The organism is Nitrosomonas ureae (genome assembly GCF_900206265.1).
GTDB classification, from domain to species: Bacteria; Pseudomonadota; Gammaproteobacteria; order Burkholderiales; family Nitrosomonadaceae; genus Nitrosomonas; species Nitrosomonas ureae_C.
Genome location: NZ_LT907782.1, coordinates 2,559,258 through 2,581,594, shown reverse-complemented (window position 1 = coordinate 2,581,594; position 22,337 = coordinate 2,559,258). Strand labels below are relative to the sequence as shown.

General features: G+C 41.6%; 22 protein-coding genes and 1 tRNA gene. All 23 read right to left on the bottom strand.

The window, feature by feature from the left end:
* Nucleotides 1-18: 18 nt before the first annotated feature.
* Nucleotides 19-1,503, bottom strand: a complete 1,485-nt coding sequence (locus CPG39_RS11930; protein ID WP_096293741.1) for an NADH-quinone oxidoreductase subunit M — start codon at nt 1,501-1,503, stop codon at nt 19-21.
* Between the two features lie 101 nt (nt 1,504-1,604).
* A complete protein-coding gene (gene nuoL, locus CPG39_RS11925) occupies nt 1,605-3,545 on the bottom strand; it encodes an NADH-quinone oxidoreductase subunit L (RefSeq protein WP_096293739.1) in 1,941 nt (646 codons plus the stop codon).
* A 47-nt stretch (nt 3,546-3,592) separates the two neighbouring features.
* Nucleotides 3,593-3,898: an NADH-quinone oxidoreductase subunit NuoK gene (gene nuoK, locus CPG39_RS11920; RefSeq protein WP_013648477.1), complete on the bottom strand. Its 306-nt coding sequence runs from the start codon at nt 3,896-3,898 to the stop codon at nt 3,593-3,595.
* A gap of 60 nt (nt 3,899-3,958) precedes the next feature.
* Nucleotides 3,959-4,564 carry an NADH-quinone oxidoreductase subunit J gene (locus CPG39_RS11915; RefSeq protein WP_096293737.1) on the bottom strand — a complete coding sequence of 202 codons (606 nt, stop codon included), beginning with the start codon at nt 4,562-4,564 and terminating at the stop codon, nt 3,959-3,961.
* A 19-nt stretch (nt 4,565-4,583) separates the two neighbouring features.
* Nucleotides 4,584-5,072, bottom strand: coding sequence for an NADH-quinone oxidoreductase subunit NuoI (gene nuoI, locus CPG39_RS11910; protein ID WP_013648479.1), 489 nt, complete (start codon nt 5,070-5,072; stop codon nt 4,584-4,586).
* Between the two features lie 15 nt (nt 5,073-5,087).
* Nucleotides 5,088-6,185, bottom strand: coding sequence for an NADH-quinone oxidoreductase subunit NuoH (nuoH, locus tag CPG39_RS11905; protein WP_096293735.1), 1,098 nt, complete (start codon nt 6,183-6,185; stop codon nt 5,088-5,090).
* Nucleotides 6,186-6,207: 22 nt separating this feature from the next.
* Complete coding sequence (nuoG, locus tag CPG39_RS11900; RefSeq protein ID WP_096293734.1) at nt 6,208-8,628, bottom strand: NADH-quinone oxidoreductase subunit NuoG; 2,421 nt, start codon at nt 8,626-8,628, stop codon at nt 6,208-6,210.
* A gap of 69 nt (nt 8,629-8,697) precedes the next feature.
* The gene (gene nuoF / locus CPG39_RS11895) at nt 8,698-9,975 is read right to left on the bottom strand and encodes an NADH-quinone oxidoreductase subunit NuoF (RefSeq protein ID WP_096293732.1); all 1,278 of its coding nucleotides are present in this window, start codon (nt 9,973-9,975) and stop codon (nt 8,698-8,700) included.
* Complete coding sequence (gene nuoE / locus CPG39_RS11890) at nt 9,972-10,448, bottom strand: NADH-quinone oxidoreductase subunit NuoE (protein WP_013648483.1); 477 nt, start codon at nt 10,446-10,448, stop codon at nt 9,972-9,974. The genes nuoF and nuoE overlap by 4 nt, the downstream gene beginning before the upstream one ends.
* A 2-nt stretch (nt 10,449-10,450) precedes the next feature.
* Entirely contained in the window at nt 10,451-11,704 is a 1,254-nt protein-coding gene (locus tag CPG39_RS11885; protein WP_096293730.1) for an NADH-quinone oxidoreductase subunit D, read from the bottom strand.
* A gap of 49 nt (nt 11,705-11,753) precedes the next feature.
* The gene (locus tag CPG39_RS11880) at nt 11,754-12,377 is read right to left on the bottom strand and encodes an NADH-quinone oxidoreductase subunit C (protein ID WP_096293728.1); all 624 of its coding nucleotides are present in this window, start codon (nt 12,375-12,377) and stop codon (nt 11,754-11,756) included.
* 12 nt (nt 12,378-12,389) lie between these two features.
* Nucleotides 12,390-12,866, bottom strand: coding sequence for a NuoB/complex I 20 kDa subunit family protein (locus tag CPG39_RS11875; protein ID WP_013648486.1), 477 nt, complete (start codon nt 12,864-12,866; stop codon nt 12,390-12,392).
* A 4-nt stretch (nt 12,867-12,870) separates the two neighbouring features.
* On the bottom strand, nt 12,871-13,227 hold the full coding sequence (locus CPG39_RS11870) for an NADH-quinone oxidoreductase subunit A (RefSeq protein ID WP_013648487.1): 357 nt from the start codon (nt 13,225-13,227) through the stop codon (nt 12,871-12,873).
* A gap of 46 nt (nt 13,228-13,273) precedes the next feature.
* Nucleotides 13,274-13,358: transfer RNA gene (locus tag CPG39_RS11865), tRNA-Leu, on the bottom strand.
* 58 nt (nt 13,359-13,416) lie between these two features.
* Entirely contained in the window at nt 13,417-13,800 is a 384-nt protein-coding gene (secG, locus tag CPG39_RS11860) for a preprotein translocase subunit SecG (RefSeq protein WP_096293727.1), read from the bottom strand.
* Between the two features lie 18 nt (nt 13,801-13,818).
* A complete protein-coding gene (gene tpiA / locus CPG39_RS11855; RefSeq protein ID WP_096293725.1) occupies nt 13,819-14,574 on the bottom strand; it encodes a triose-phosphate isomerase in 756 nt (251 codons plus the stop codon).
* A gap of 242 nt (nt 14,575-14,816) precedes the next feature.
* Entirely contained in the window at nt 14,817-15,611 is a 795-nt protein-coding gene (gene pstB / locus CPG39_RS11850; protein WP_096293723.1) for a phosphate ABC transporter ATP-binding protein PstB, read from the bottom strand.
* A gap of 1 nt (nt 15,612) precedes the next feature.
* Entirely contained in the window at nt 15,613-16,539 is a 927-nt protein-coding gene (gene pstA / locus CPG39_RS11845; RefSeq protein ID WP_096293721.1) for a phosphate ABC transporter permease PstA, read from the bottom strand.
* A gap of 79 nt (nt 16,540-16,618) precedes the next feature.
* Nucleotides 16,619-17,551 (bottom strand): phosphate ABC transporter permease subunit PstC, encoded by a 933-nt coding sequence (pstC, locus tag CPG39_RS11840; protein ID WP_013648492.1) that lies wholly within the window; start codon nt 17,549-17,551, stop codon nt 16,619-16,621.
* Between the two features lie 294 nt (nt 17,552-17,845).
* Nucleotides 17,846-18,538 carry a NapC/NirT family cytochrome c gene (locus CPG39_RS11835; protein ID WP_096293719.1) on the bottom strand — a complete coding sequence of 231 codons (693 nt, stop codon included), beginning with the start codon at nt 18,536-18,538 and terminating at the stop codon, nt 17,846-17,848.
* Nucleotides 18,538-19,260, bottom strand: a complete 723-nt coding sequence (cycA, locus tag CPG39_RS11830) for a cytochrome c-550 CycA (RefSeq protein WP_096291823.1) — start codon at nt 19,258-19,260, stop codon at nt 18,538-18,540. Before cycA ends, CPG39_RS11835 begins: the two co-directional genes overlap by 1 nt.
* A 126-nt stretch (nt 19,261-19,386) precedes the next feature.
* Nucleotides 19,387-20,418, bottom strand: coding sequence for a hydroxylamine oxidation protein HaoB (gene haoB, locus CPG39_RS11825; RefSeq protein WP_231990303.1), 1,032 nt, complete (start codon nt 20,416-20,418; stop codon nt 19,387-19,389).
* A complete protein-coding gene (locus CPG39_RS11820; protein ID WP_096291822.1) occupies nt 20,415-22,127 on the bottom strand; it encodes a multiheme c-type cytochrome in 1,713 nt (570 codons plus the stop codon). Before CPG39_RS11820 ends, haoB begins: the two co-directional genes overlap by 4 nt.
* Nucleotides 22,128-22,337: the final 210 nt, after the last annotated feature.

Here is a 22,337-nt window from a genome sequence, read left to right as displayed (position 1 = left end):
CGTTCTGAAATTTCTATATTACAATTTACTATTACTAACATGAGTTAGAAGTTGATCAACAGTTGCATGCATCACTTCAGTTAATGGAAATGGGTAAATACCAATCCACAAAACTGAAATTGCCAGAATTGCCAACAAACCGAACTCTCGCGTGGATATATCCTGCAAGCTTTCAACCGCAGGACTTGTTACAACACCAAAAATAACGCGCTTATACATCCATAAAGTATAAGCAGCGCCAAATATCAATGTGGTTGCAGCAAGAAATGCGTACCAAAAATTTACTTTAACGGCACTCATGATCACCATGAATTCGCCTACAAAACCGCTCGTCCCTGGTAAACCAGCATTCGCCATCGCAAATAGCATGAAAAAGGCCGCAAAAACAGGCATTTTATTTACGACCCCGCCATAATCAGCAATCTGACGGGAGTGTAATCGATCGTAAAGCACGCCGACACAAAGAAACATCGCACCGGAAATGAAGCCATGCGAAATCATTTGTACCATTGCACCTTCAATACCATAAGCGTTCAGCAAGAAAAAGCCTAATGTTACAAACCCCATATGGGCAACAGATGAATAGGCTATTAACTTCTTCATATCGACTTGCATGAGTGCAATCAACCCGATGTAAACTACAGCAACCAGCGATAGTACAATCATCATTTCTGCTAAGTAATGACTTGCATCCGGTGCGATTGGCAATGAAAAACGCAAGAAACCATACCCCCCCAGTTTGAGCAGGATTGCTGCCAGAACTACTGAGCCCCCCGTGGGTGCTTCAACGTGCGCATCTGGCAACCACGTGTGTACTGGCCACATAGGGACTTTAACTGCAAATGCCAGAAGAAATGCAATAAATATTAAAATCTGTGGTGTCATGGGTATTGCTAGCTTGTGATAATCCTCTATGGAGAAACTTCCTTCTGATGCATGATACAAATAAATAAATGCAATTAGCATCAACAAGGAACCAAGCAACGTATAAAGAAAAAATTTGATTGCTGCATAAACACGATTAGGGCCGCCCCAAATACCAATTATTAAGAACATCGGTATTAACGATGCCTCCCAGAATACATAAAATAGAACCGCGTCCAGTGAAGAAAAAACACCATTGACAATTCCGGACATCACCAAGAATGCCCCCAGATATTGGGATACACGTTCTTTAATAACTTCCCATCCAGCCACCACCACCAAAGGAGTAATAAAACAATTCAATAAGATTAATGGCATAGAAATACCATCTACGCCGATATGATAGTTAACGTTAAAACGTTCAAACCAGACATGATCTTCCAGAAACTGCATAGCGCCGGTTGTAGAATCAAAATTGGTATACAGTGGAATCGCTATTAAAAATCCAAAAATTGAACCAATTAAAGCGATCCAACGAGCAAGTCGAGCATTGTGATCACCTCCAGTTGCAAAAACGGCTACACCAAACACAATGGGTAGCCAAATAATTAAACTTAATAGTGGGAATTCAAACGACATACTTATTCCGTTTTATTTGTTAGTAGTACTTATATACTTTTAGGTATTTTATTTATTGATATCTACAAACAACAGCATATTTCATTACTTATTTACGCAATCTAATATAGCCATAACGTCAATAGAAAAAATATGCCCACAATCATTGTAAATGCATAATGATAAATATAGCCTGTTTGATAGCGACGAACGATTGATGAAGTCAGTGCAACCACTCGTGCCGCACCATTGACAAAGAATCCATCTATAATTTTGATATCGCCATACCTCCACAACACCGTACCTAAGGCACGTGTTCCTCCAGAGAAAAGCCATGAATATAGTTCGTCAATATAGTATTTGCGATCAAGCAAGTTATACACTGAGCCAAAGCTCGCCTTCATTTTTTCTGGAATATCGATTCTTACACAATACAAATACCAAGCAGTAAAAATACCTGCCATAGACAGCCAAAATGGTGCGGTATACAGCGCATGCATTATCATCCCACCTATCCCAGAAAATTCTGCACCCAATTTCTCGATCGCATCATGGTGTGGTAATACATGTATCGCATTGCTGAAATAATCACCAAAAACCATTGGGCCAATAAACCATCCGGCCGCTATAGTCGGTATAGCTAATATCAACAATGGCGCAGTCACCACCCACGGCGACTCATGCAAATGCTCTTTAGTATGCTGATCCATCCGAGGTTCCCCATGAAACGTCATGAAGATTAACCGGAAAGTATAAAGAGCAGTCACAAACACCGTTGTCAAAACACAGAAATAAGCAAAACTGCCACCCGGAATATTAGCAAAGTAAACCGCCTCTATAATTGCATCTTTAGAGAAAAAACCAGAAAATCCCGGAACACCCGCACTGGCTAATGCAGCAATAAACATCGTCCAATAGGTAATTGGCATGTAGCTTTTAAGTCCGCCCATTTTCTGCATATTTTGCTCATGATGCATGGCGATAATGACAGAACCAGCACCCAAAAATAAAACGGCTTTAAAGAATGCATGTGTCATCAGATGGAAAATTGCTGCGGAATAAGCAGATGCACCCAGTGCCACAGTCATATAACCTAATTGAGATAGTGTAGAATAGGCAACAACTCGCTTAATATCATTTTGAACCACGGCAACAAGTGCCATAAATAATGTAGTAACTCCACCAATTACTAAAATAACTGACAAAGCTGTATCGGATAACTCAAAAAGCGGCGACATACGAGCCACCATGAATATACCCGCAGTCACCATTGTTGCGGCATGAATCAATGCTGAGATAGGTGTTGGTCCTTCCATGGAATCAGGCAACCATACATGTAAAGGAAATTGTGCTGATTTCCCCATTGCGCCTATAAACAACAATATACAAATAACCGTGATCACAAGCCATGGCATACCAGATATCAATTCGATATTTTCATCGACGATGCTCGGAGCTTGTGCAAAAACAGATGCATAATCAAGCGTACCAAAATAAGCTAGTATCATGCCAATACCAAGGAGAAAGCCAAAATCTCCGACACGATTTACTAAAAATGCCTTCATATTGGCATAAACAGCAGTAGGGCGCGTATACCAAAAACCGATTAATAAATACGAGACCAGCCCAACAGCTTCCCAACCAAAAAATAATTGCAAGAAGTTATTTGACATCACCAACATCATCATCGAGAAGGTGAACAGCGAGATATAGCTGAAGAAACGTTGATAGCCTGGATCACCATGCATATAACCAATAGTATAAATATGCACCATTAGTGACACTAAGCTAACAACAACCATCATCGTTGCCGATAACTGATCAATTAGAAAACCAATTTCGAATCGCGTATCGCCTGTTATTAACCAGGTATAGACACTGCCGTTATAGCTATTACCTTCTAGTACATCCCAAAAAATAACAATAGACGCCATCAAGGAAGCGAATACTAATGCAATCGTGACACGATGACTCCAAACAGGCCCAATAAAACGTCCCAATAATCCCGCGATAAGCGATCCCAAGAGCGGTGCCAACGGAACCAATAAATAAAGTTTCTGCATCTTGATTAATAATTCTTATAATTATAAATACTTAAAATATTCCTTAACTAACCTTTAAGCTTATCTAAATCATCAACATTAATTGTATGCATATTGCGAAATAGTACTACGAGTATTGCCAAACCAATAGCCGATTCAGCAGCTGCCACTGTCAGAATAAAAAATACAAAAATTTGTCCTGATATATCCTGCAAGTAGTGCGAAAAAGCAACAAAGTTCATATTCACCGCCAGCAGCATCAATTCGATTGACATTAGTATAATAATGATATTTTTTCGATTCAGAAAAATACCGACTAATCCAATCGCAAACAATATCGCACCGAGTACAAGGTAATGAGACAGTGAAATCAAAGGCCACCTCTTTTATATTTTATATAGTCATCAAGCGGAAACAAGTATGTACACACTCGCTCATTCTTTTTTTTCTGCCGACATGCTCACTATACGAATTCTATCTTCTTTTTTTACTTTGACTTGTTTAAACGGATTCGTAGATTTCTTATCTTCACGATGACGCAGTGTTAGCGCTATCGCCGCAATCATCGCAACCAGCAAAAGTACAGCCGCCAATTCAAACGCATACACATATTCGGTATAAATCAATCGCCCCAATTCCTTGGTATTACTGTAGTCAGCACCTTTTGGTTCAGGTATAGGCATTTCTTCGTACCCAAAATACTTACCCATCAGCACCATTGATATTTCTACGACTATAACCAATGCAATCATCGCACCAAACGGAAACCATTTCCAGAATCCTTCGCGTAACCGGTCCAGATTAATATCCAGCATCATTACTACAAATAAGAATAAAACCATGACAGCACCTACATAAACCAATACTAGAGTAATCGCAAGAAATTCTGCTTCTAACAGCAGCCATAAACCAGCACACGTAACAAATGACAATACCAGCAATAAAGCTGAATTTACTGGATTACGCACTGTAATCACACCGAGTGCCGATACAATTAGTATTGCTGAAAAAGAATAAAATAAAATATCTTGAAAAATCATTAGTATTTACCGGCAAGATTCAACGATAGGGTGCATCGACTTCTCTGTCTCTGGCAATTTGTTCTTCATATCGATCTCCTACCGCCAATAGCATTTCTTTGGTATATATAAAATCCTCTCTTTTTTCACAGTGATATTCCAATATGCGTGTTTCAACAATTGAATCAACTGGACAGGATTCCTCACAGAAACCACAAAAAATACATTTGCTTAAATCGATATCATACCGTGTAGTCCGCCGCGTACCATCCGCACGTTGTTCTGATTCTATGGTTATCGCCATCGCGGGACAAACCGCTTCACATAATTTACAAGCAATACAGCGTTCTTCTCCATTTGGATAACGACGTAATGCATGCAAGCCACGAAAGCGCGGTGATTGAGGAGTTTTTTCTTCTGGATAATGTACAGTTATTTTTGGTTTAAAGAGATATTTTCCAGTTACCGCCATACCTTTTAACAGCTCAAATAATAAAAAGGTATTAAAAAATTTTTTGATACGATCCATTATATTCTCTCAATTTTAAAACCAGATATTTAACGGAAACGAATTTCGTATTGATTCAGGCAATTGCATTATGGCACCTAATAAAACGATCCACACTAGTGTTATAGGAATAAATATTTTCCAGCCTAATCTCATAATCTGATCATACCGATACCGCGGAAAGGTCGCACGAAACCAAAGAAAAAAGAACAAAATAAATGCAATCTTTAATAGTAGCCAAATAAAACCAGGTACCAATGTAAATGGTGCAATATCAATCGGCGGCAACCACCCACCCAGAAACATAATAGATGTTAATGCTGCTACCAATATCATATTGGAATATTCGGCAAGAAAAAATACGGTAAAAGCCATACCTGAATAATCAACATGAAAACCTGCAACAATTTCTGATTCGCCTTCAGCGACGTCAAATGGTGCGCGATTTGTTTCAGCCACACCTGAAATTAAATAAACCAGAAACATCGGGAACAATGGGATCAAATACCAATTTAACAGACTGCTACCTTGCTGGCCATTCACAATATCACCCAAATTCAAACTTTGGGACATCATTAAAACACATACTAAGGCAAATCCCATTGCCAGCTCATACGAAACTACTTGAGCAGCTGAGCGCATGGCACCTATAAAAGCATATTTAGAATTTGATGCCCACCCCGCGATAATGATCCCATATATACCCATAGATGTCATTGCCAGAATATAAAGCAATCCGGCGTTGATATCCGCAAGTACGAGTTCAGGTGAAAAAGGGATCACCGCCCAAGCAGCCAACGCCGGCATGATGGTTAGCACAGGCGCCAGAATAAAAAGAAATTTATTTGCACTTGTCGGAATTATGATTTCCTTCATGATTGCCTTTACTGCATCAGCAATCGGCTGCCCCCAACCGCGTAACCAAGGTATACCAAAAAAAGTTACTCTATTCGGACCTACACGAATTTGCATATAAGCAATTATCTTACGTTCTGCAAAAGTAAGGTACGCCACACCCAATAACAATGGAATAACAATGGCAAAAATAAATGTCATGTTTGAAGCTAAAGAGAACATCATGCTCCCCCATTCTGCACCCAACACATCTACAAACTGTTGTTGAATATTCTCCATTAATAAACTCCAACCATTGGCATCACAGTTTCTCTATTTTTACTTCACCAAACAGAGCGCCGAGTGCGACTGTTTTAGGATGTGCACATGCGATACGGACACAATTAGACGGCAATTTTTCATCTAATCCAGCTTCAAGCTGCACAACTCCTTCTCCTTGCTTAACTTTTAATTTATCACCTACGACAATACCTAATTTTTCCAACATTTGATCCGTCATCCAGACCTTGGGCGAGTCAGCATCGTGTGTAGCCTGTAGAGATTCAGCCCTACGAACAATCGGGTCTGCTTGATAAATCGGAACTTCCCCAATACGTTCGATACCCTCTTTCTCATCTATCGAAATGGCAACCTCAAAGTTTTCTAAACTATTATTCAAATACCGGTCAATCTCGAATCCATTAGGAAAAATCTCCGCACGTATTTGCTCTGTTGTTTCATATTCGAATTTTTCCAGCTCTAGTAAATTAGCTAGTACACGCAATACCTTCCATGCAGGTCTAGCTTCACCTAATGGCGAAACTACTCCATTAAAACTCTGCACCCTGCCTTCTGTATTAACATAGGTTCCTGATGTTTCAGTAAATGGCGTAACTGGTAGTAATACATCTGCATAATCTTTTGCATTTCCTTGGTAAGCATTCAATGACACCACGAACTTACTCGTTTTAATGGTTTTTAATGCTTGTTGCGAATTATAAGAATCGTATTCCGGTTCTGTATTCATTAATATAAAAGCACCGCATCTTTCGGTTGCTAGCTCGCTGTCGAATCCAAGCATTTGGGCAGCATTCAATCCACATTCTCTATTATCCGGTCTTTCAAAAATTGAAAATGCTGTAGTTGTGGGGGTAATTTCCGGTATCGCGCCAGCAAGATAAGCGCCTACACTATTCGCAGCCTCACCCAATACGCCATAACTTGCACCACTTATTTTAGCAATTAATCCTGCAAGCCAATTTAACTTCGCATAATCAGGGTGATGTTGCGCAATATTACCCAAATAAATTGCAGCTGGTGTGCTATCAATCAAGCTAGATGCAATCGCAGCACTAGTTGCACTCGGAACACTTAACGAATTAAGGGTTCGTTTTAACTCATCCGTTTGCTCTATTCCTTTTATTTCAACAACAACTTTTAAAATTTCAGTCAGAGTTCTGACCATTAAACTCGGAGCAACGATTGTTTTGTTTGCAACATTAACTAACAAATCATCATCTACTGGATTTACAATATTCATTTTCATACCACTCTTAACTGCCTGCCGCAAGCGTTGTGCTATGAGTGGATGATCTTTACGAAGCGTACTGCCAATAATCAAAACCGACTTTAGTTGCGAAATATCTGCAATGCTAGTGCCTAACCATGGAATACCCCGCATTTTCTTGTCCGCGCTAAAGTCGGATTGACGTAGGCGATGATCAATATTGCTACTCCCCAAGCTTCGTAATAATTTTTGCAACAAATAAAGCTCTTCCACGGTACTATACGCAGACCCTAATGCAGCAATTTTATTTGCACCATATTGATGTTTTATTGCCTGAAGAGTATTGGCTGTAAATTCCAATGCTTCTTGCCAATCACACTCAAACCATTCACCATCACGTTTGATCATGGGGTGTATCAGTCTGTCCTCAGAATTCAATCCTTCATAAGAAAATCGATCTTTATCAGATAACCAGCATTCATTAATTTCTTCATTATCTCGAGGGAGCACCCGCATTACACGATTTTGTTTAACCTGAACCACAAGATTTGACCCTAAGCCACAATGCGGACTAATTGATTTTCTCCGAGATAACTCCCATGTACGAGCCGAATAACGAAATGGCTTACTGACCAATGCACCGACAGGACAAAGATCAATCACGTTGCCCGACAATTCAGAATCGACTGTTTTACCAACAAACGCAAGTATTTCCGAATGCTCACCACGTCCAACCATACCAAGCTCCATAATCCCGGCAATTTCCTGACCAAACCGAACACAGCGCGTACAATGTATACATCGTGTCATATCTGTTGATATCAATGGCCCCAAATTCTTATTAAGAACAACTCGTTTCGCTTCGGAGTACCTTGATCCGCTTGAACCATATCCCACGGCCAGATCTTGTAGCTGACACTCACCACCTTGGTCACAAATAGGGCAATCCAGTGGATGATTAATTAGCAAGAACTCCATTACACCTTTTTGCGCGGTCACGGCTTGCTGAGAATGTGTATATACCTTCATTCCATCCATCACTGGTGTTGCACAAGCAGGCAACGGCTTGGGTGCCTTTTCTACTTGCACCAAACACATACGACAATTAGCAGCAATAGATAATTTTTTGTGATAGCAGAAATGTGGAATGTATATACCAACTTGCTTTGCACCATCCATAATGGTGCTCCCCTTAGGTACAGATACTTCCTTACCGTCGATTTCTATATTGACCATCGGTTAAAATTCTTGTGTTAATCACGAATAATTAAATTGACGCGTTCTGAATTATTAAGTTACTAATAGCTAGACCATACATTTTTTATGTTCTATATGGTAAGTAAACTCGTCACGAAAATGTTGAAGCATCGCCCGAACAGGCATGGCTGCGGCATCACCTAAGGCGCAAATGGTCCGTCCCTGTATGTTGTCCGCAATATTATCTAAAAGATCAAGATCTTCAGATCGACCCTTGCCATGCTCAATACGATTGACAATACGATAAAGCCAACCTGTGCCCTCTCGACAAGGCGTGCATTGTCCGCAAGATTCCTCATAGTAGAAGTAGGACAGGCGTTCCAATGCTCTTACCATACAAGTCGTCTCATCCATGATGATAACAGCACCCGAACCAAGCATCGATCCTGCTTTAGCAATGGAATCGTAATCCATATCTGTTTGCATCATGATATCACCAGGCAATACCGGCATAGATGATCCCCCTGGTATACATCCTTTCAATTTTCTTCCCCCGCGCATGCCGCCGGCCAATTCCAATAATTTTGCAAAAGATGTACCGAGTGGTATTTCATAATTTCCTGGTTTATTGACGTGACCTGATACTGAAAATATTTTTGTACCACCATTATTAGGTTTGCCCAGCTGAAGATACTTTTCCCCACTGTTACGAATTATCCAAGGAACTGAAGCAAATGTCTCAGTATTATTAATAGTAGTCGGCTTTCCATAAAGACCGTAATTAGCAGGAAAAGGTGGCTTAAAGCGCGGCTGACCTTTCTTACCTTCTATTGATTCTAACAGTGCCGTCTCTTCTCCGCAGATATAAGCGCCATATCCATGATGATTATATAGCTGAAAGCTAAACGCTGAACCTAGAATATTATTTCCAAGATAACCTGCTGATCGTGCCTCTTCCACGGCTTCTTCCATCCGTTCGTATGTTTCCCATATCTCTCCATGGATATAGTTATAACCCGCTTTTACGCCCATCGCGTACGCTGCTATTATCATACCCTCGATCAGAATATGAGGGTTATATCGTAAAATATCACGATCCTTAAAAGTTCCCGGTTCTCCTTCATCTGAATTGCATACTATATACTTATCACCCTCATAGCCTTTAGGCATGAAGCTCCATTTCAACCCTGTAGGGAACCCTGCTCCACCACGACCACGCAGTGCTGACTTCTTAACTTCCTCAACAACTTCTTCAGGAGCTATTTTTTTTATTAATATTTTCTTTAGAGCCGCATATCCTTCGCGTTTTTCATAACTCCTAAGTCGCCAATTCTCAGAATCAGATGGATCGACTCCATTCATTAAAGTCTGTGGATACTGATTCATTCGCCCAGCTCCCGCAGCAATTTATCGATCATTTCTTCAGACATAAAACTACACATACGTTTATTATTCACTAATAAGACCGGCGCATCTCCACAGGCTCCAAAACACTCACCCTCTTTTAATGTAAATTTTCCATCTGGTGTTGTTTGATTGAATTCAATGCCTAATTTTTGTTTTATATATTTTGCACTGTCATTACTACCCGACAAAGCACAAGGTAAGTTAGTACATATTGTTATTTTGTACTTACCTGTCGGTTCCAGATTGTACATATTATAAAAAGTAGCTACCTCGTAAACCGCGATTGGCGGCATACCCAAATATTCAGCGACAAAATTCATTGTTTCATTGGCTAACCAGCCTTTTTCCTCTTGCGCAATTGCGAGCGCCGACATTACAGCTGATTGTTTTCGGTCAACTGGATATTTAGCGATCTCACGATCTATTCTTTTAAGAGATTCAGCACTTAACATCGTTATCTATCTATCTCACCAAATACTATATCTTGCGTACCAATAATTGCGACCACATCAGAAATCATATGCCCTCTAGACATTTCATCCAAAGCAGCCAAATGTGCAAAACCAGGTGCACGTATTTTCAGTCGATATGGCTTATTGGCCCCATTAGATACCAAATATATACCAAACTCACCTTTAGGATGCTCAACAGCAACATAAGCCTCGCCTGGTGGCACATGAAAACCCTCTGTAAACAACTTGAAATGATGAATCATTTCTTCCATATTCTGTTTCATATCAACACGAGAAGGTGGCGCAACCTTATGATTATCAGTAATCACTATTCCTGGATTTTTACGTAACCAGTCGACACACTGTTTAATAATACGATTTGACTGACGAAACTCTTCCATACGTATTAAGTATCGATCATAACAATCACCGTTTACTCCAACCGGTATGTCAAATTCAAGACGATCATAAACCTCATAGGGCTGTTTTTTCCTCAAGTCCCATTCCACACCCGATCCCCGCAACATTGGGCCAGTAAACCCTAGCGCTTTAGCACGTTCAGGAGAAACAACACCAATATCAACCAAACGCTGCTTCCAAATCCTATTATCTGTTAATAAAGTTTCATATTCATCAACATAGGTTGGAAAACGATTGGTAAAATCCTCAATAAAGTCTAATAAAGAACCTTCTCTATTTTTATTCCGTACTCGAGTCTGTTTTTCGCTATGGACTTTCGAATGCTGATACTTAGGCATGGAATCCGGCAAGTCTCGATATACTCCTCCAGGACGATAATAAGCAGCATGCATCCGAGCACCTGATACTGCCTCATAGCAATCCATCAAGTCTTCTCTTTCACGGAAAGCATAAAGAAACATGGTCATAGCACCAACATCAAGAGCATGTGCACCAATCCAAAGCAAGTGATTTAGAATACGAGTAATTTCATCAAACATTACGCGTATATATTGCGCTCTAATGGGCACTTCAATTTGCAGCAGCTTCTCTATTGCCATCACATAAGCATGCTCATTGACCATCATGGAGACATAATCCAATCTATCCATGTAAGGAACTGATTGAATATATGTTTTATTTTCAGCTAATTTCTCAGTCGCACGATGCAACAACCCAATATGCGGATCTGCACGTCGAACAACTTCTCCATCTAATTCCAGAACCAACCGAAGCACACCGTGAGCTGCCGGGTGTTGTGGTCCAAAATTCATAGTGTAATTACGTATTTCAGCCATAAGTTACTTCTTGCTTGAAAATTCTTCAAAAAACACAATCAAGGTGAGATCATGAGGATTCACTATCTCCATAGTATTCCTCACGTATTACGAGCGGTGTTATCTCTCGGGGCTCAATACTAACAGGTTGATAAATAACGCGTCTCTGTTGTTCATCGTATCGCATCTCAACATACCCAGTTATCGGAAAATCCTTACGAAAAGGATTTCCGATAAACCCATAATCAGTCAATATACGACGCAAATCCGGATGATCGGGAAAAACAATACCATAGAGATCAAATGCCTCACGCTCAAACCAATTAGCAGCAGGCCATACTTCGGTCACTGAATGCACGGCAGGAAACTCATTATTCTCTGCCAGAACTCGGACGCGTAGCCTTTGATTTCGCACAACCGATAGCAAATGATAAATTACTGCAAAACGTCTATCTTTTAATTCATATTTAGCTGACAAATCATCGCCATAAATCAGATAATCTATCCCGCACAGATCAATCAATGTATCAAACATAAGTGCCGAGTCATCACGCAATACTTTACTAACCTCCAGAATATCCTCGGCATTTACTACGATGGTTAATTCATCTCGCTGCATTTGCAGGTTAATTAGTTTATCTTGCAGTAATCCCCGCAATGATGCAGCAAGAGTTTCTTGTTGAATAGTAGTCATACTAATTAGGATCTAGCGCGCGATTGTGTTAGTACGATTAATCTTATTCTGTAGCTGAATGATGCCATACAACAAAGCTTCCGCTGTTGGTGGGCAACCAGGCACATAAATATCAACCGGTACTATACGATCACACCCACGAACTACCGAGTAAGAATAATGATAATACCCGCCCCCATTCGCGCATGACCCCATAGATATCACCCACCGGGGCTCAGCCATTTGATCGTAGACCTTGCGTAAAGCAGGCGCCATTTTGTTACATAACGTTCCGGCAACAATCATAACATCCGATTGACGAGGGCTTGGACGAAATACTATTCCAAAACGATCAAGATCATAACGAGAAGCTCCTGTTTCCATCATTTCAACCGCACAACATGCCAACCCGAAGGTCATTGGCCACATAGAACCGGTTCGCCCCCAATTAATAATCGAATCCAGACTAGTAGTAATAAAACCCTTTTCAAGCGTTCCTTCTATACCCATAACATTAATCCCACTCTAACGCACCTTTCATCCATTCGTAAACAAATCCTACCACCAAGATGCTTAGAAAAACCATCATTGCAACAAATCCAAACAATCCAATTTCATCTAGCACAATCGCCCATGGGAAAAGAAACGCAATTTCCAGATCAAATAAAATAAACAATATTGCCACCAAATAATAACGCACATCAAATTTCATCCGCGCATCTTCAAAAGCCTCAAATCCGCATTCATAAGGCGAAAGCTTTTCACTATCTGGATTGTTGGGCGCAAGTAGCCATCCGCAAAGCATTGGTACAACTCCTACCATAAAACCAACAATAAGAAACAATAGTATCGGAAAATAGTTCTCAAGCATCTTAATTTATTAGTTAGAATTTAAATAAATCGACTACATACACACATGGTGCCGACGGCGAGACTCGAACTCGCACAGCTTTCGCCACCGCCCCCTCAAGACGGCGTGTCTACCAATTCCACCACATCGGCGGCAAAACCATGCTCTATCTTATCATCAAGCTTCTACACTAACTTTAGCGTCGAAGTGTTACTCAGGTATTTTGTTAACTATTGAACTGTCATCATCTTCAAACATAGTGTGATCAAGCACAGAAGTCGATGATCCATTTATTTCTGTCACTGCAGCACTCCCAGTCTCGTCCAAACCATCCATGATACTACTCATTACACCGCCCGAGGTTTGATTCATTGAAAAATAAGTTAAGCTCAAGCTTGTGACAAAAAACATTGCCGCAACAAAGCTTGTAGCACGACTTAAAAAAGTAGCTGAACCACTCGCTCCAAACAAGCTGCCGGCTGAACCACTACCAAATGCAGCTCCCATATCTGCGCCTTTACCATGCTGCAATAATACCAAAACTATTAATACGATCGCTAGCGAAACATGCGCGACCCAAACCAAGATTTCCAACGTTATACTCCAAAAATTTTAATGACGTAATGCGCGACAAATTGCTATGAAATCATTTGCAATGAGCGAAGCGCCACCTATTAAGCCACCATCGATATCTGACATAGCAAATAGCTCAGAGGCATTATTACTTTTGACGCTCCCCCCGTAGAGAATAACCACCTGCTCTGCCACATTTGAATTCTGCTTAGCTAAGCCTTCCCTAATGAATGCATGCACATCTTGCGCTTGTTCTGGCAATGCAGTCATACCAGTTCCAATAGCCCAGACCGGTTCATAAGCAATTACAGCTTTGTTAAACGACTCGATTCCTGCCAAATTAATGACTGACATTAATTGTTGCTCAATGACTTGCTCAGTATTGTTAGCTTCACGTTGCTCCAGTGTTTCTCCGACGCATAAAATTGGAATTATTCCTGCGTGTTGAGCTGCCACAAATTTTTCTGCGACCACATCATTGCCTTCACCAAAGAGCATTCTTCTTTCCGAATGACCTACAATAACATATTGGCACCGAAAATCACTCAACATTAGCGCTGAAACTTCTCCTGTGTACGCACCCTTTTCAAATTGACTCACGTTCTGAGCGCCCCATGCAATTCCCGAGTGCTGTAATTGGTTTTGTACAGACGGTAGATAGAGGTAAGGCACACAAACTGCAATAAGATCTTCGTGCAATCCATCTAAACTAGAGGTTATCGTATCAAGTAGCTGTTTATTCTCTAACAAATTACCATGCATCTTCCAATTACCAACAACCATCTTTTTACGCATCTTGCTTCTAACTCCGACTTTCCAAAATGGGCGATGCTACCCTTGATTCTTTATCAAGTCAATTACGCAACATCAGCGCCGTTCATATAATCATTCCCTGCATTATGCAGATTTTTATCTGACTCGTAACAAAATTAAGTGCTGCATGCGCAACTTAGATAGAAAAATATCTCTGAAGCGAGGAATTAAACCTGCAAGAAATTAAAAAAATCGATTGATTATTTATAGACAATTGCTATTCATTAACCAAAACGACCAGTAATATAATCTTCAGTTTGCTTGTTTTTAGGCTTAATAAATATTGTATCTGTTACATTAAACTCAATTAACTCACCTAAATACATATAAGCAGTATAATCCGATACTCTCGCTGCTTGCTGCATATTGTGAGTAACGATGAGTATAGTGACTTTAGTCTTTAAGTCGGTAATCAATTCTTCAATACTAGCCGTCGCTATTGGATCAAGTGCAGAGGTTGGTTCGTCAAATAGCAAAATCTCTGGATCTGTTGCTAACGCACGAGCAATACAAAGTCTCTGCTGCTGTCCCCCTGAAAGATTAAAAGCAAGATCGTGTAAACGATCTTTGACTTCATCCCATAACGCCGAATTGCGTAAAGCTATCTCTACTTTTTCATCTAGAATTGCCCGCTGTTTAATCCCTCTCACACGCAATCCATAAGCCACATTCTCATAAATTGATTTAGGAAATGGATTTGGCTTTTGAAACACCATACTTATCCTCATCCTTACTTCAATCGGATCAACAATCGAGGCTAAAATATTTACATCATCAGGGTACAAAATTATCTCACCGTCATAGCGATTTCCTGGATACAGATCATGCATACGATTAAAACACCTCAAGAATGTCGACTTACCGCATCCAGATGGCCCAATCAGTGCTGTAATCTTTTTATCGTGCAACACCATATCAATATTCTTAAGCGCATTAAATTCTCCATAGTAAAAGCTGAGGTTCTTTACTTCAGATTTATATTGAGCAGACTCTGCAATTTCTTTCTGTATATGCATCATTTTACCACTTAATGTTTTTCCGCATTCTGTAGCGTAAATAAATCGCCAACCCATTCATGGCAAGAGTCATAACAACCAACACCAAACCCGCTGCAGCCGCATTCAACTGAAAAGCTTCCTCCGGTCGTGACACCCAGTTAAACATTTGTATTGGCATCACAGTAAAAGGAGCCGTGAGCCACTCAAATGATACAAATGGAAATTCATTCTTTACTGGAGACGGAGGCAAAAAAGCTATAAACGTCAATGCTCCAATCGTAATAATAGGAGCAGTTTCACCAATTGCTCGGGCCAAGCCAATAATAATTCCTGTTAGAATTCCTGCGGCTGAGTATGGCAATAAATGATCCGAAACTGTTTGCCACTTGGTTGCGCCTAATGCATAAGCCCCCTCTCGTATAGTAATGGGAATTGATCGTATCGCCTCGCGTGTAGCTACAATAACAACCGGTAGAATCAATAGCGCTAAAGCTAACCCAGCTGCCAAAATACTCTGCCCGAAACCTAATTGATACACAAACAATCCCAATGCAAGCAAACCATATATGATTGAAGGTACACCCGCCAAATTGGTGACATTAATCTCAATGATCTCGGTCAACAAATTCCGTGGGGCGTATTCTTCCAAGTATATGCCCGACCCTATACCCAATGGCACCGCAGCTACTGCCGTTACGAGCATAACCAAAGTGGTACCAACCCAAGCAGATAGGATCCCGGCAGACTCTGGGCGTCGTGATGGAAATGATGTAAAAAACTCCCAAGATAAACGCGGCAAACCATCGATCAGCATATGCGCAAATAAGGCAATAAAAGTCATTATCGCTATCATTAACGCAATAATGCCAGTGATCATGAAAATCAAATCCCATCTTTTATGTAGGCTAATGATTTTTCTAATTTCTTCAAGACCTTTCCCACTTTTCATTGTATGCTTCCACTAGCAAACATCTTAAGAAATTATTTATTGCAACAAAGCGCTAATAATCAAAATCGTCTCCAATTCATCAATAAATTTCGCGATATCGTTTCCGCAGCAAATGTCCAATAATATTGAATACGAGCGTTATTAACAGTAGAGTCAAGCCAGCAGCAAATATAGTTTGGTAACCGATACTTCCATGTGGCAGATCTCCTAAACTTACTTGAACGATATAAGCCGTAATAGTTGCCGCTGGTTCCATTGGATTCCATGTCAAATTCGGCTGCATTCCGGCGGCAATCGCCACTACCATTGTTTCACCAACAGCACGCGATATACCTAAAATATATGCAGCCGCTATACCAGAAAATGCTGCTGGCATAACTACGCGAATGGATGTCTGAAAACGTGTAGCACCCATGGCGTAAGAACCTTCACGCAGATTCATTGGAACGGCGCGCATAGCATCCTCAGTCATTGAACTTACATATGGAATAATCATTATTCCCATTACTAATCCAGCAGACAGTAAATTAAAACCTGGCAATTCCGGGAAAATAATTTGCAATAATGGGGTTACAAATAATAGTGCAAAATATCCGTAAACAACTGTCGGCACACCACCCAATAATTCGAGGAAAGGTTTTGCAATTTCACGCACAGAAAATGGCGCAAATTCAGAAAGATATATGGCAATTATGGTACCCATAGGAAGCGCAACCAGCAACGCTATTAGAGAACTTACTATCGTTCCAGAGATTAACGGTAGTATTCCATAATGCGCATCATCAAATAACGGCGTCCACTGCGTATCCGTCAAGAAATCCCAAATGGATACCTGCCGAAAAAATATTACCGACTCTTTCAGAAGCATCACAATGATTGCAAGCATAATTGCAACCGAAAGAATCGCTGATAAGAATAAAAATGATTCTATAAATCTTTCATGCAAATGCCGACGAAAGCTATATCCAAGTTTTCCCGCATAAACCAATTTATTTTGTGACTCTTCTGCCACAGTAAAAGCCCTTCTATAAATTGAAGCATTATAGTAAGAGAGTTGTTAACTGATAAACAAAATTCAACTATTAATCAGCATTAGTCTATAATTAATGCTGATCTACTTCAGGACAATCTTATTAATACCGAATTATTTCACATAAGACGAGAATTACTTTTTGTAGTAGCAATATTAATAGCTACCATAATGAATATTTCTTTTTGAGACAGTTTAAAACCTAGCTCCCCTCTGGAAGATATGATATGTCATCGTCAAAGTTCTTAAGCCTATGTCTCTTAATCAAAAAGGGAATTATTCGTCATCATCCTCATCTTCTTCGTCATCATCCTCTTCGTTTGCGGTTACATCACTAGCACTGTCCTCTTCTTCATCGTCCTCATCTTCTTCTTCGTCATCCTCATCTTCTTCGTCTTCGTCCGGCTTCAATACCATCTTGCCCGCAGCCAAACTTGCATTCAGATCCGTCATCGGTACTTCCTCATGCACCAAATTCTGATGACAGTCTATACACGTCGCTCCTTCCGTCTTCATCTTCTTGTGCGCTTCCTGTGCATCCGCCCCAGGCGGATTCGGATCCCTATGACAGTCACGGCAGGTAACACTGTCCCATTTCTTCAAGTTCATCCGTGCATCATGCGCCATAATCAGCCGACGCTCATTAAACTTCTCCAACGTCGAATAATCATTAACCAATTCCAAATAAAGCTCTCTCGCACCATCCACCGCATGCGTATATAACGCTAAATGAAAATTCTTGAATCCTTGCGGTATATGACAGTCCTTACAACCGGGATTGACTCCTAATGCCCCATAATGAGTCGATTCTTTGAGTTCCGTCTGCGTATAAGTCATCGAATGGCAACTGGTACAGAACTCTTCGGTAGATAGCGCCGCTTCTCCTCCAAATACCACCGCTACCAGCAATATCCCCAATAACCCGCCTGTCAGTAGTGTCCCTATCGCACCTTTCTGTAAGCCGCTCATCAGTCTTTTCCTTTTTTATCTTTTTTATCTGCCACTTTCTCTTTGGCATTCGCTTGGAATTCATCATGAAACTTGAATTTGGGTTCCCCTACGAATGTACCATCAAGCTTGTAATGCTCATGCATCGCTTTGACATCCTTCACCATCTTGTCAAAATCAAATGTATATTTCGCATCAACTTCCGGAGTGAATGGTGTATACGGAGCTTTCGCACCTTTCCACGGTGAACCTTCGTAGTTTAAATGGCAAGCACTGCAAGCTTCTTCAAAATGAAAATCTTGACCTTTGTCTGCCAATACCTTGCGTTGCATGGTAGTCCCTTTGCTTTCAAAGGCCTGCCCTCCCTTACGGTGATCTCCTCGATAGCTCTTCCCAGGACCATGACAGGATTCACAACCAACTGCCGCTAGCGGCTTCTTCGGTGCTTCTACCGTATAGCCACCTTTCTTGCCCCATCCATCAACATGACAACCTACACAGTCCTTGTCTTGCGTGTAGTCTTTATCCGGATCCAGCTTCGCTTTTATCTTGGCTTCCTTGCGTGTGCCCGGCTTTAACGATTCCATCGCTTTGGCATGTGCCGTGTCATTCCATGATTTGGCTTGCGATTTGTGGCACGAACTACATTTCGTGCGACCTTCAAAATCCGCCGCCAACACCGTGCCCGAGAAAAATGCAGCCATCGCCAATATGGCCAATATATAGGTTATCGGGTATTTCATCTCTCCTCCTTTATACTTTTTTAATTCAAATTTGATGGGTTCGTATTGTACGCTATCATCGTTTTGTGTAAATGATTATGTGCCCACTTTGAGGGTTTTATATCGCTCAAGGTCATTTTTCTGTTCTTAAGGTAGCTTATATACCCAATAACCCCCTTGTTGGTAGATCAGTTGCGCCAAATCCAGTTCCGTCGGCGCGGTCTTATCAACAAATGGCAGCATTCTTGCCAACAATGTTTGACTGCTTTCTTCATCGCTCAGAAAAAATACTCTGATCTCATTGTCTGAAACCGATTGCAACGTATAGGTGTCAAAATTATTTTCCTTAACTTGTACTTTCATTTGATTGATCATGCCATGCATGTTTCCCGTCATCGGAAAATTCTGATAGGCAACACCTATACTTTCAGGGTACATGAGCCCCAGTTTATAGAGATCAGTCACGTGTACAATCAGATAGGTCTCACGATCGGAACCAATCAGTTGCCGCAGTTGCTTAATGCCGTCTTCCGCCGGTGCCGCCAATGCCTGACTAAAGTGTTTAAATCGATCCAATTCCGCCGAGTTCGCATTGCTTTGCCAGAATTGTTTTTCATAGGCCTGAATCTCTTTGCTGTGCTCCAGCCAAGGAGCCGGTATCATGAGGGGTTCGTTCAGGTGATGGGTAAAAAATGTGTCGTGCCCTGTAAGCAGTTTGATTTGCCGCGAGGTATCCCACCAGGATAGTATCAGCGCATCTTTCGGGGCGTACTTCCTGATCGCTTCAGCCAGAATAGTAAGCTCCGATGGCTTTCTGTCAAAATTGTAAAGCACTTCATTGGTGCTATTCTTCCAATAGATCAGTACCGGCGCCCCATCATTCTGCCTCGCAACAATGAATTCAGCGATCGGCTTGCCTACCCCGTCAGCTTGTACTTTGTATTGACCAAGCTTTAAATCCGGCCAACCTGTCAGATCTATTTTACCAAACTTGCTGCTGTCGCCTTCTTCTACCAATTGATATTGATAGGGAGCCGGTATCGGCTTAAACCAAAGATACACAAACCAGCCCAATAAAAGTAATCCTCCAGCCACCAGAAAAATTCCTAATGACGGGAGGAGCCTGTCTCCTGACCGCACCACCTGGGTGGTGCGGTCTGTCGTATCAGCGCCTATCAAGCTTCACTTTGCTTACGTTTACGCCAACCCGCCAAGGCCAGTGTCCCGGCCAGCAGCATGCCGCCACCTAAACCACCCAGCGAGATCTTCTCAGCTGTGCCATCCAGATCAAGTAAACTGGTACGTTTCGATTCAAGATTCTTCACCCGTTCCTGCAGCGCAATCATCTCGCGAATACGAGTATTTTCGTCTTGAATTTCAACATACGCGCGGTTAATCGGACCCCAACCTTCCGTATAGGTCCATCCACCCGGATTTACGTGCGCCAAACCTACATGCATCTTAGCCAGGTCATTTTCGTGCATTTCCAGTACTTTCAGCTCAATCGCCGCAGGACTGTTACCTTTCGACCAGAACAACTGTGCAAAGTATGCATAGCCTTCTTTCTCCGGTGCCGGTGGGGCAGGACGATTAGTTTTTTGACCTGTCAATAAGCCTTCCTTATACAGTGTATGCACAATTTCATTAGCTTCCTGATACTTAGCCAATCCTTCCAGCGTGCCTTTGTCCATCAATTCTAAATATGAACGTGCAAAACGCTCCGAGTGACATTTGGTACAGGTAACCACCCACGAGTCTAAACGCGCTTCCGACCATTCGCTATTAATATTTTCCGCTATTCCCGGAACAAACGGATAGTTCGCCCAGCGAATCTTCCTTACCATGTTATGGCTATACTCGCCTTCGTATTCCATGTGACATCCCGCACAGGTCGGTGCATTTTGACCACCTAGTTCATAGGCATCTTTCAACTGTACTTCCCAGTTCCATTTGTCTCCCAGCATCGATACCATCTTGCCGTGCTTGGACATGGAGTAAGCTTCCCAGTTGTTGTGATCCACACCACTATGGCAAGTGGCACACGCTTCCGGCTTACGCGATTCCGCAGCTGAAAATTCATGGCGCGTATGGCATGAGTCACATTTGTTCTGATTCGTATGACACATCGAACAACCTTCAGCTACTTCGCGTTGCGGCATCGCTGCCCAAACAGTGGTTTCTACGTTGGCTTTATAATCCAATGCGTGCGATGGGCGTCCATCAGGCCATTGGCCGTGCGGCCAAATCATCGTGTCTCTTTCCGATTCCCGCTCCACAAATTCCGCCAAGTGGCATTTACCACATACATCCGCTGTCGGCATAATAATGTCTTTGGTGTGATCCGCTTTCTTTTTCGCATTAACATCCACGTGACAGTCAATACACCCCACTTCCTTCAGGTTCTCGCCTTCCGCCAGCTTACCCAAAGAGCGCAAATTCTTCTCTACGTCTTCCAGCTTGGCTTTCTTGTAGTAAGTCGGATCTTCCGGTTTCAAATTACGTACTTTGTCTAAATTCGCATGCGTGCTGCGCTTCCATGCTTGCACCCATACCGGCGATTCGTCCGTATGACATTCCACACATTCCTTCCGGCTCGCTATCTCTTTATTCGAGGTCGGCGATTTGTAAAATGTCGCAGGATCCAAATATATTCCATATGGTATCGGTTCCCAGTATTGCGCCAATGTTCCCCGACCCGCTCCTTGCTCAGGATCCTTGTAGCGCTTCACCACCGCTTCGTATACTTCTTTCGGTGTCGCTTTCTCACGATCCAGCTTCAATGCTTCATACAATTCGTCCGGAACACTCAGTATGTTCGCATGCGCCGTTCCTATCAGCATAGCTCCTAACAGCCCCGCTATTACCCCAGCCCATCGCTTGGCTTTCATCTCTCTCTCCTTTGGTTTTCCATAATTTCTTTCCCTTTCCTTATCTTCCCGGCCTCTCATAAGACCCCCTTCCCTTCAGCATAAAACCCCACCATCCGTCCACCTTCAACAGATAGCATCCTCCCCTAGACTACTTAGTCATCCTTGTACTGTCAAGGGTTTTTGACAGACAGAATTGAAACACAAAAAAACTCGTGACAACCATCTTTC

Excerpts from the sequence above, each read along its gene's own strand:
- cycA (WP_096291823.1), bottom strand. The coding sequence starts at position 19,260 with ATGAAATACCCGATAACCTATATATTGGCCATATTGGCGATGGCTGCA.
- pstB (WP_096293723.1), bottom strand. The coding sequence starts at position 15,611 with ATGATGCATATACAGAAAGAAATTGCAGAGTCTGCTCAATATAAATCT.
- CPG39_RS11820 (WP_096291822.1), bottom strand. The coding sequence starts at position 22,127 with ATGAAAGCCAAGCGATGGGCTGGGGTAATAGCGGGGCTGTTAGGAGCT.
- pstA (WP_096293721.1), bottom strand. The coding sequence starts at position 16,539 with ATGAAAAGTGGGAAAGGTCTTGAAGAAATTAGAAAAATCATTAGCCTA.
- nuoF (WP_096293732.1), bottom strand. The coding sequence starts at position 9,975 with ATGAATCAGTATCCACAGACTTTAATGAATGGAGTCGATCCATCTGAT.
- nuoI (WP_013648479.1), bottom strand. The coding sequence starts at position 5,072 with ATGGATCGTATCAAAAAATTTTTTAATACCTTTTTATTATTTGAGCTG.
- CPG39_RS11870 (WP_013648487.1), bottom strand. The coding sequence starts at position 13,227 with ATGCTTGAGAACTATTTTCCGATACTATTGTTTCTTATTGTTGGTTTT.
- nuoL (WP_096293739.1), bottom strand. The coding sequence starts at position 3,545 with ATGCAGAAACTTTATTTATTGGTTCCGTTGGCACCGCTCTTGGGATCG.
- CPG39_RS11930 (WP_096293741.1), bottom strand. The coding sequence starts at position 1,503 with ATGTCGTTTGAATTCCCACTATTAAGTTTAATTATTTGGCTACCCATT.
- CPG39_RS11915 (WP_096293737.1), bottom strand. The coding sequence starts at position 4,564 with ATGATTTTTCAAGATATTTTATTTTATTCTTTTTCAGCAATACTAATT.
- CPG39_RS11885 (WP_096293730.1), bottom strand. The coding sequence starts at position 11,704 with ATGGCTGAAATACGTAATTACACTATGAATTTTGGACCACAACACCCG.
- nuoG (WP_096293734.1), bottom strand. The coding sequence starts at position 8,628 with ATGGTCAATATAGAAATCGACGGTAAGGAAGTATCTGTACCTAAGGGG.
- tpiA (WP_096293725.1), bottom strand. The coding sequence starts at position 14,574 with ATGCGTAAAAAGATGGTTGTTGGTAATTGGAAGATGCATGGTAATTTG.
- nuoE (WP_013648483.1), bottom strand. The coding sequence starts at position 10,448 with ATGTTAAGTGCTGAATCTCTTAAAAGAATAGATCGTGAGATCGCTAAA.
- CPG39_RS11875 (WP_013648486.1), bottom strand. The coding sequence starts at position 12,866 with ATGGGTATAGAAGGAACGCTTGAAAAGGGTTTTATTACTACTAGTCTG.
- CPG39_RS11835 (WP_096293719.1), bottom strand. The coding sequence starts at position 18,538 with ATGAGCGGCTTACAGAAAGGTGCGATAGGGACACTACTGACAGGCGGG.
- nuoH (WP_096293735.1), bottom strand. The coding sequence starts at position 6,185 with ATGGAGAATATTCAACAACAGTTTGTAGATGTGTTGGGTGCAGAATGG.
- CPG39_RS11880 (WP_096293728.1), bottom strand. The coding sequence starts at position 12,377 with ATGACTACTATTCAACAAGAAACTCTTGCTGCATCATTGCGGGGATTA.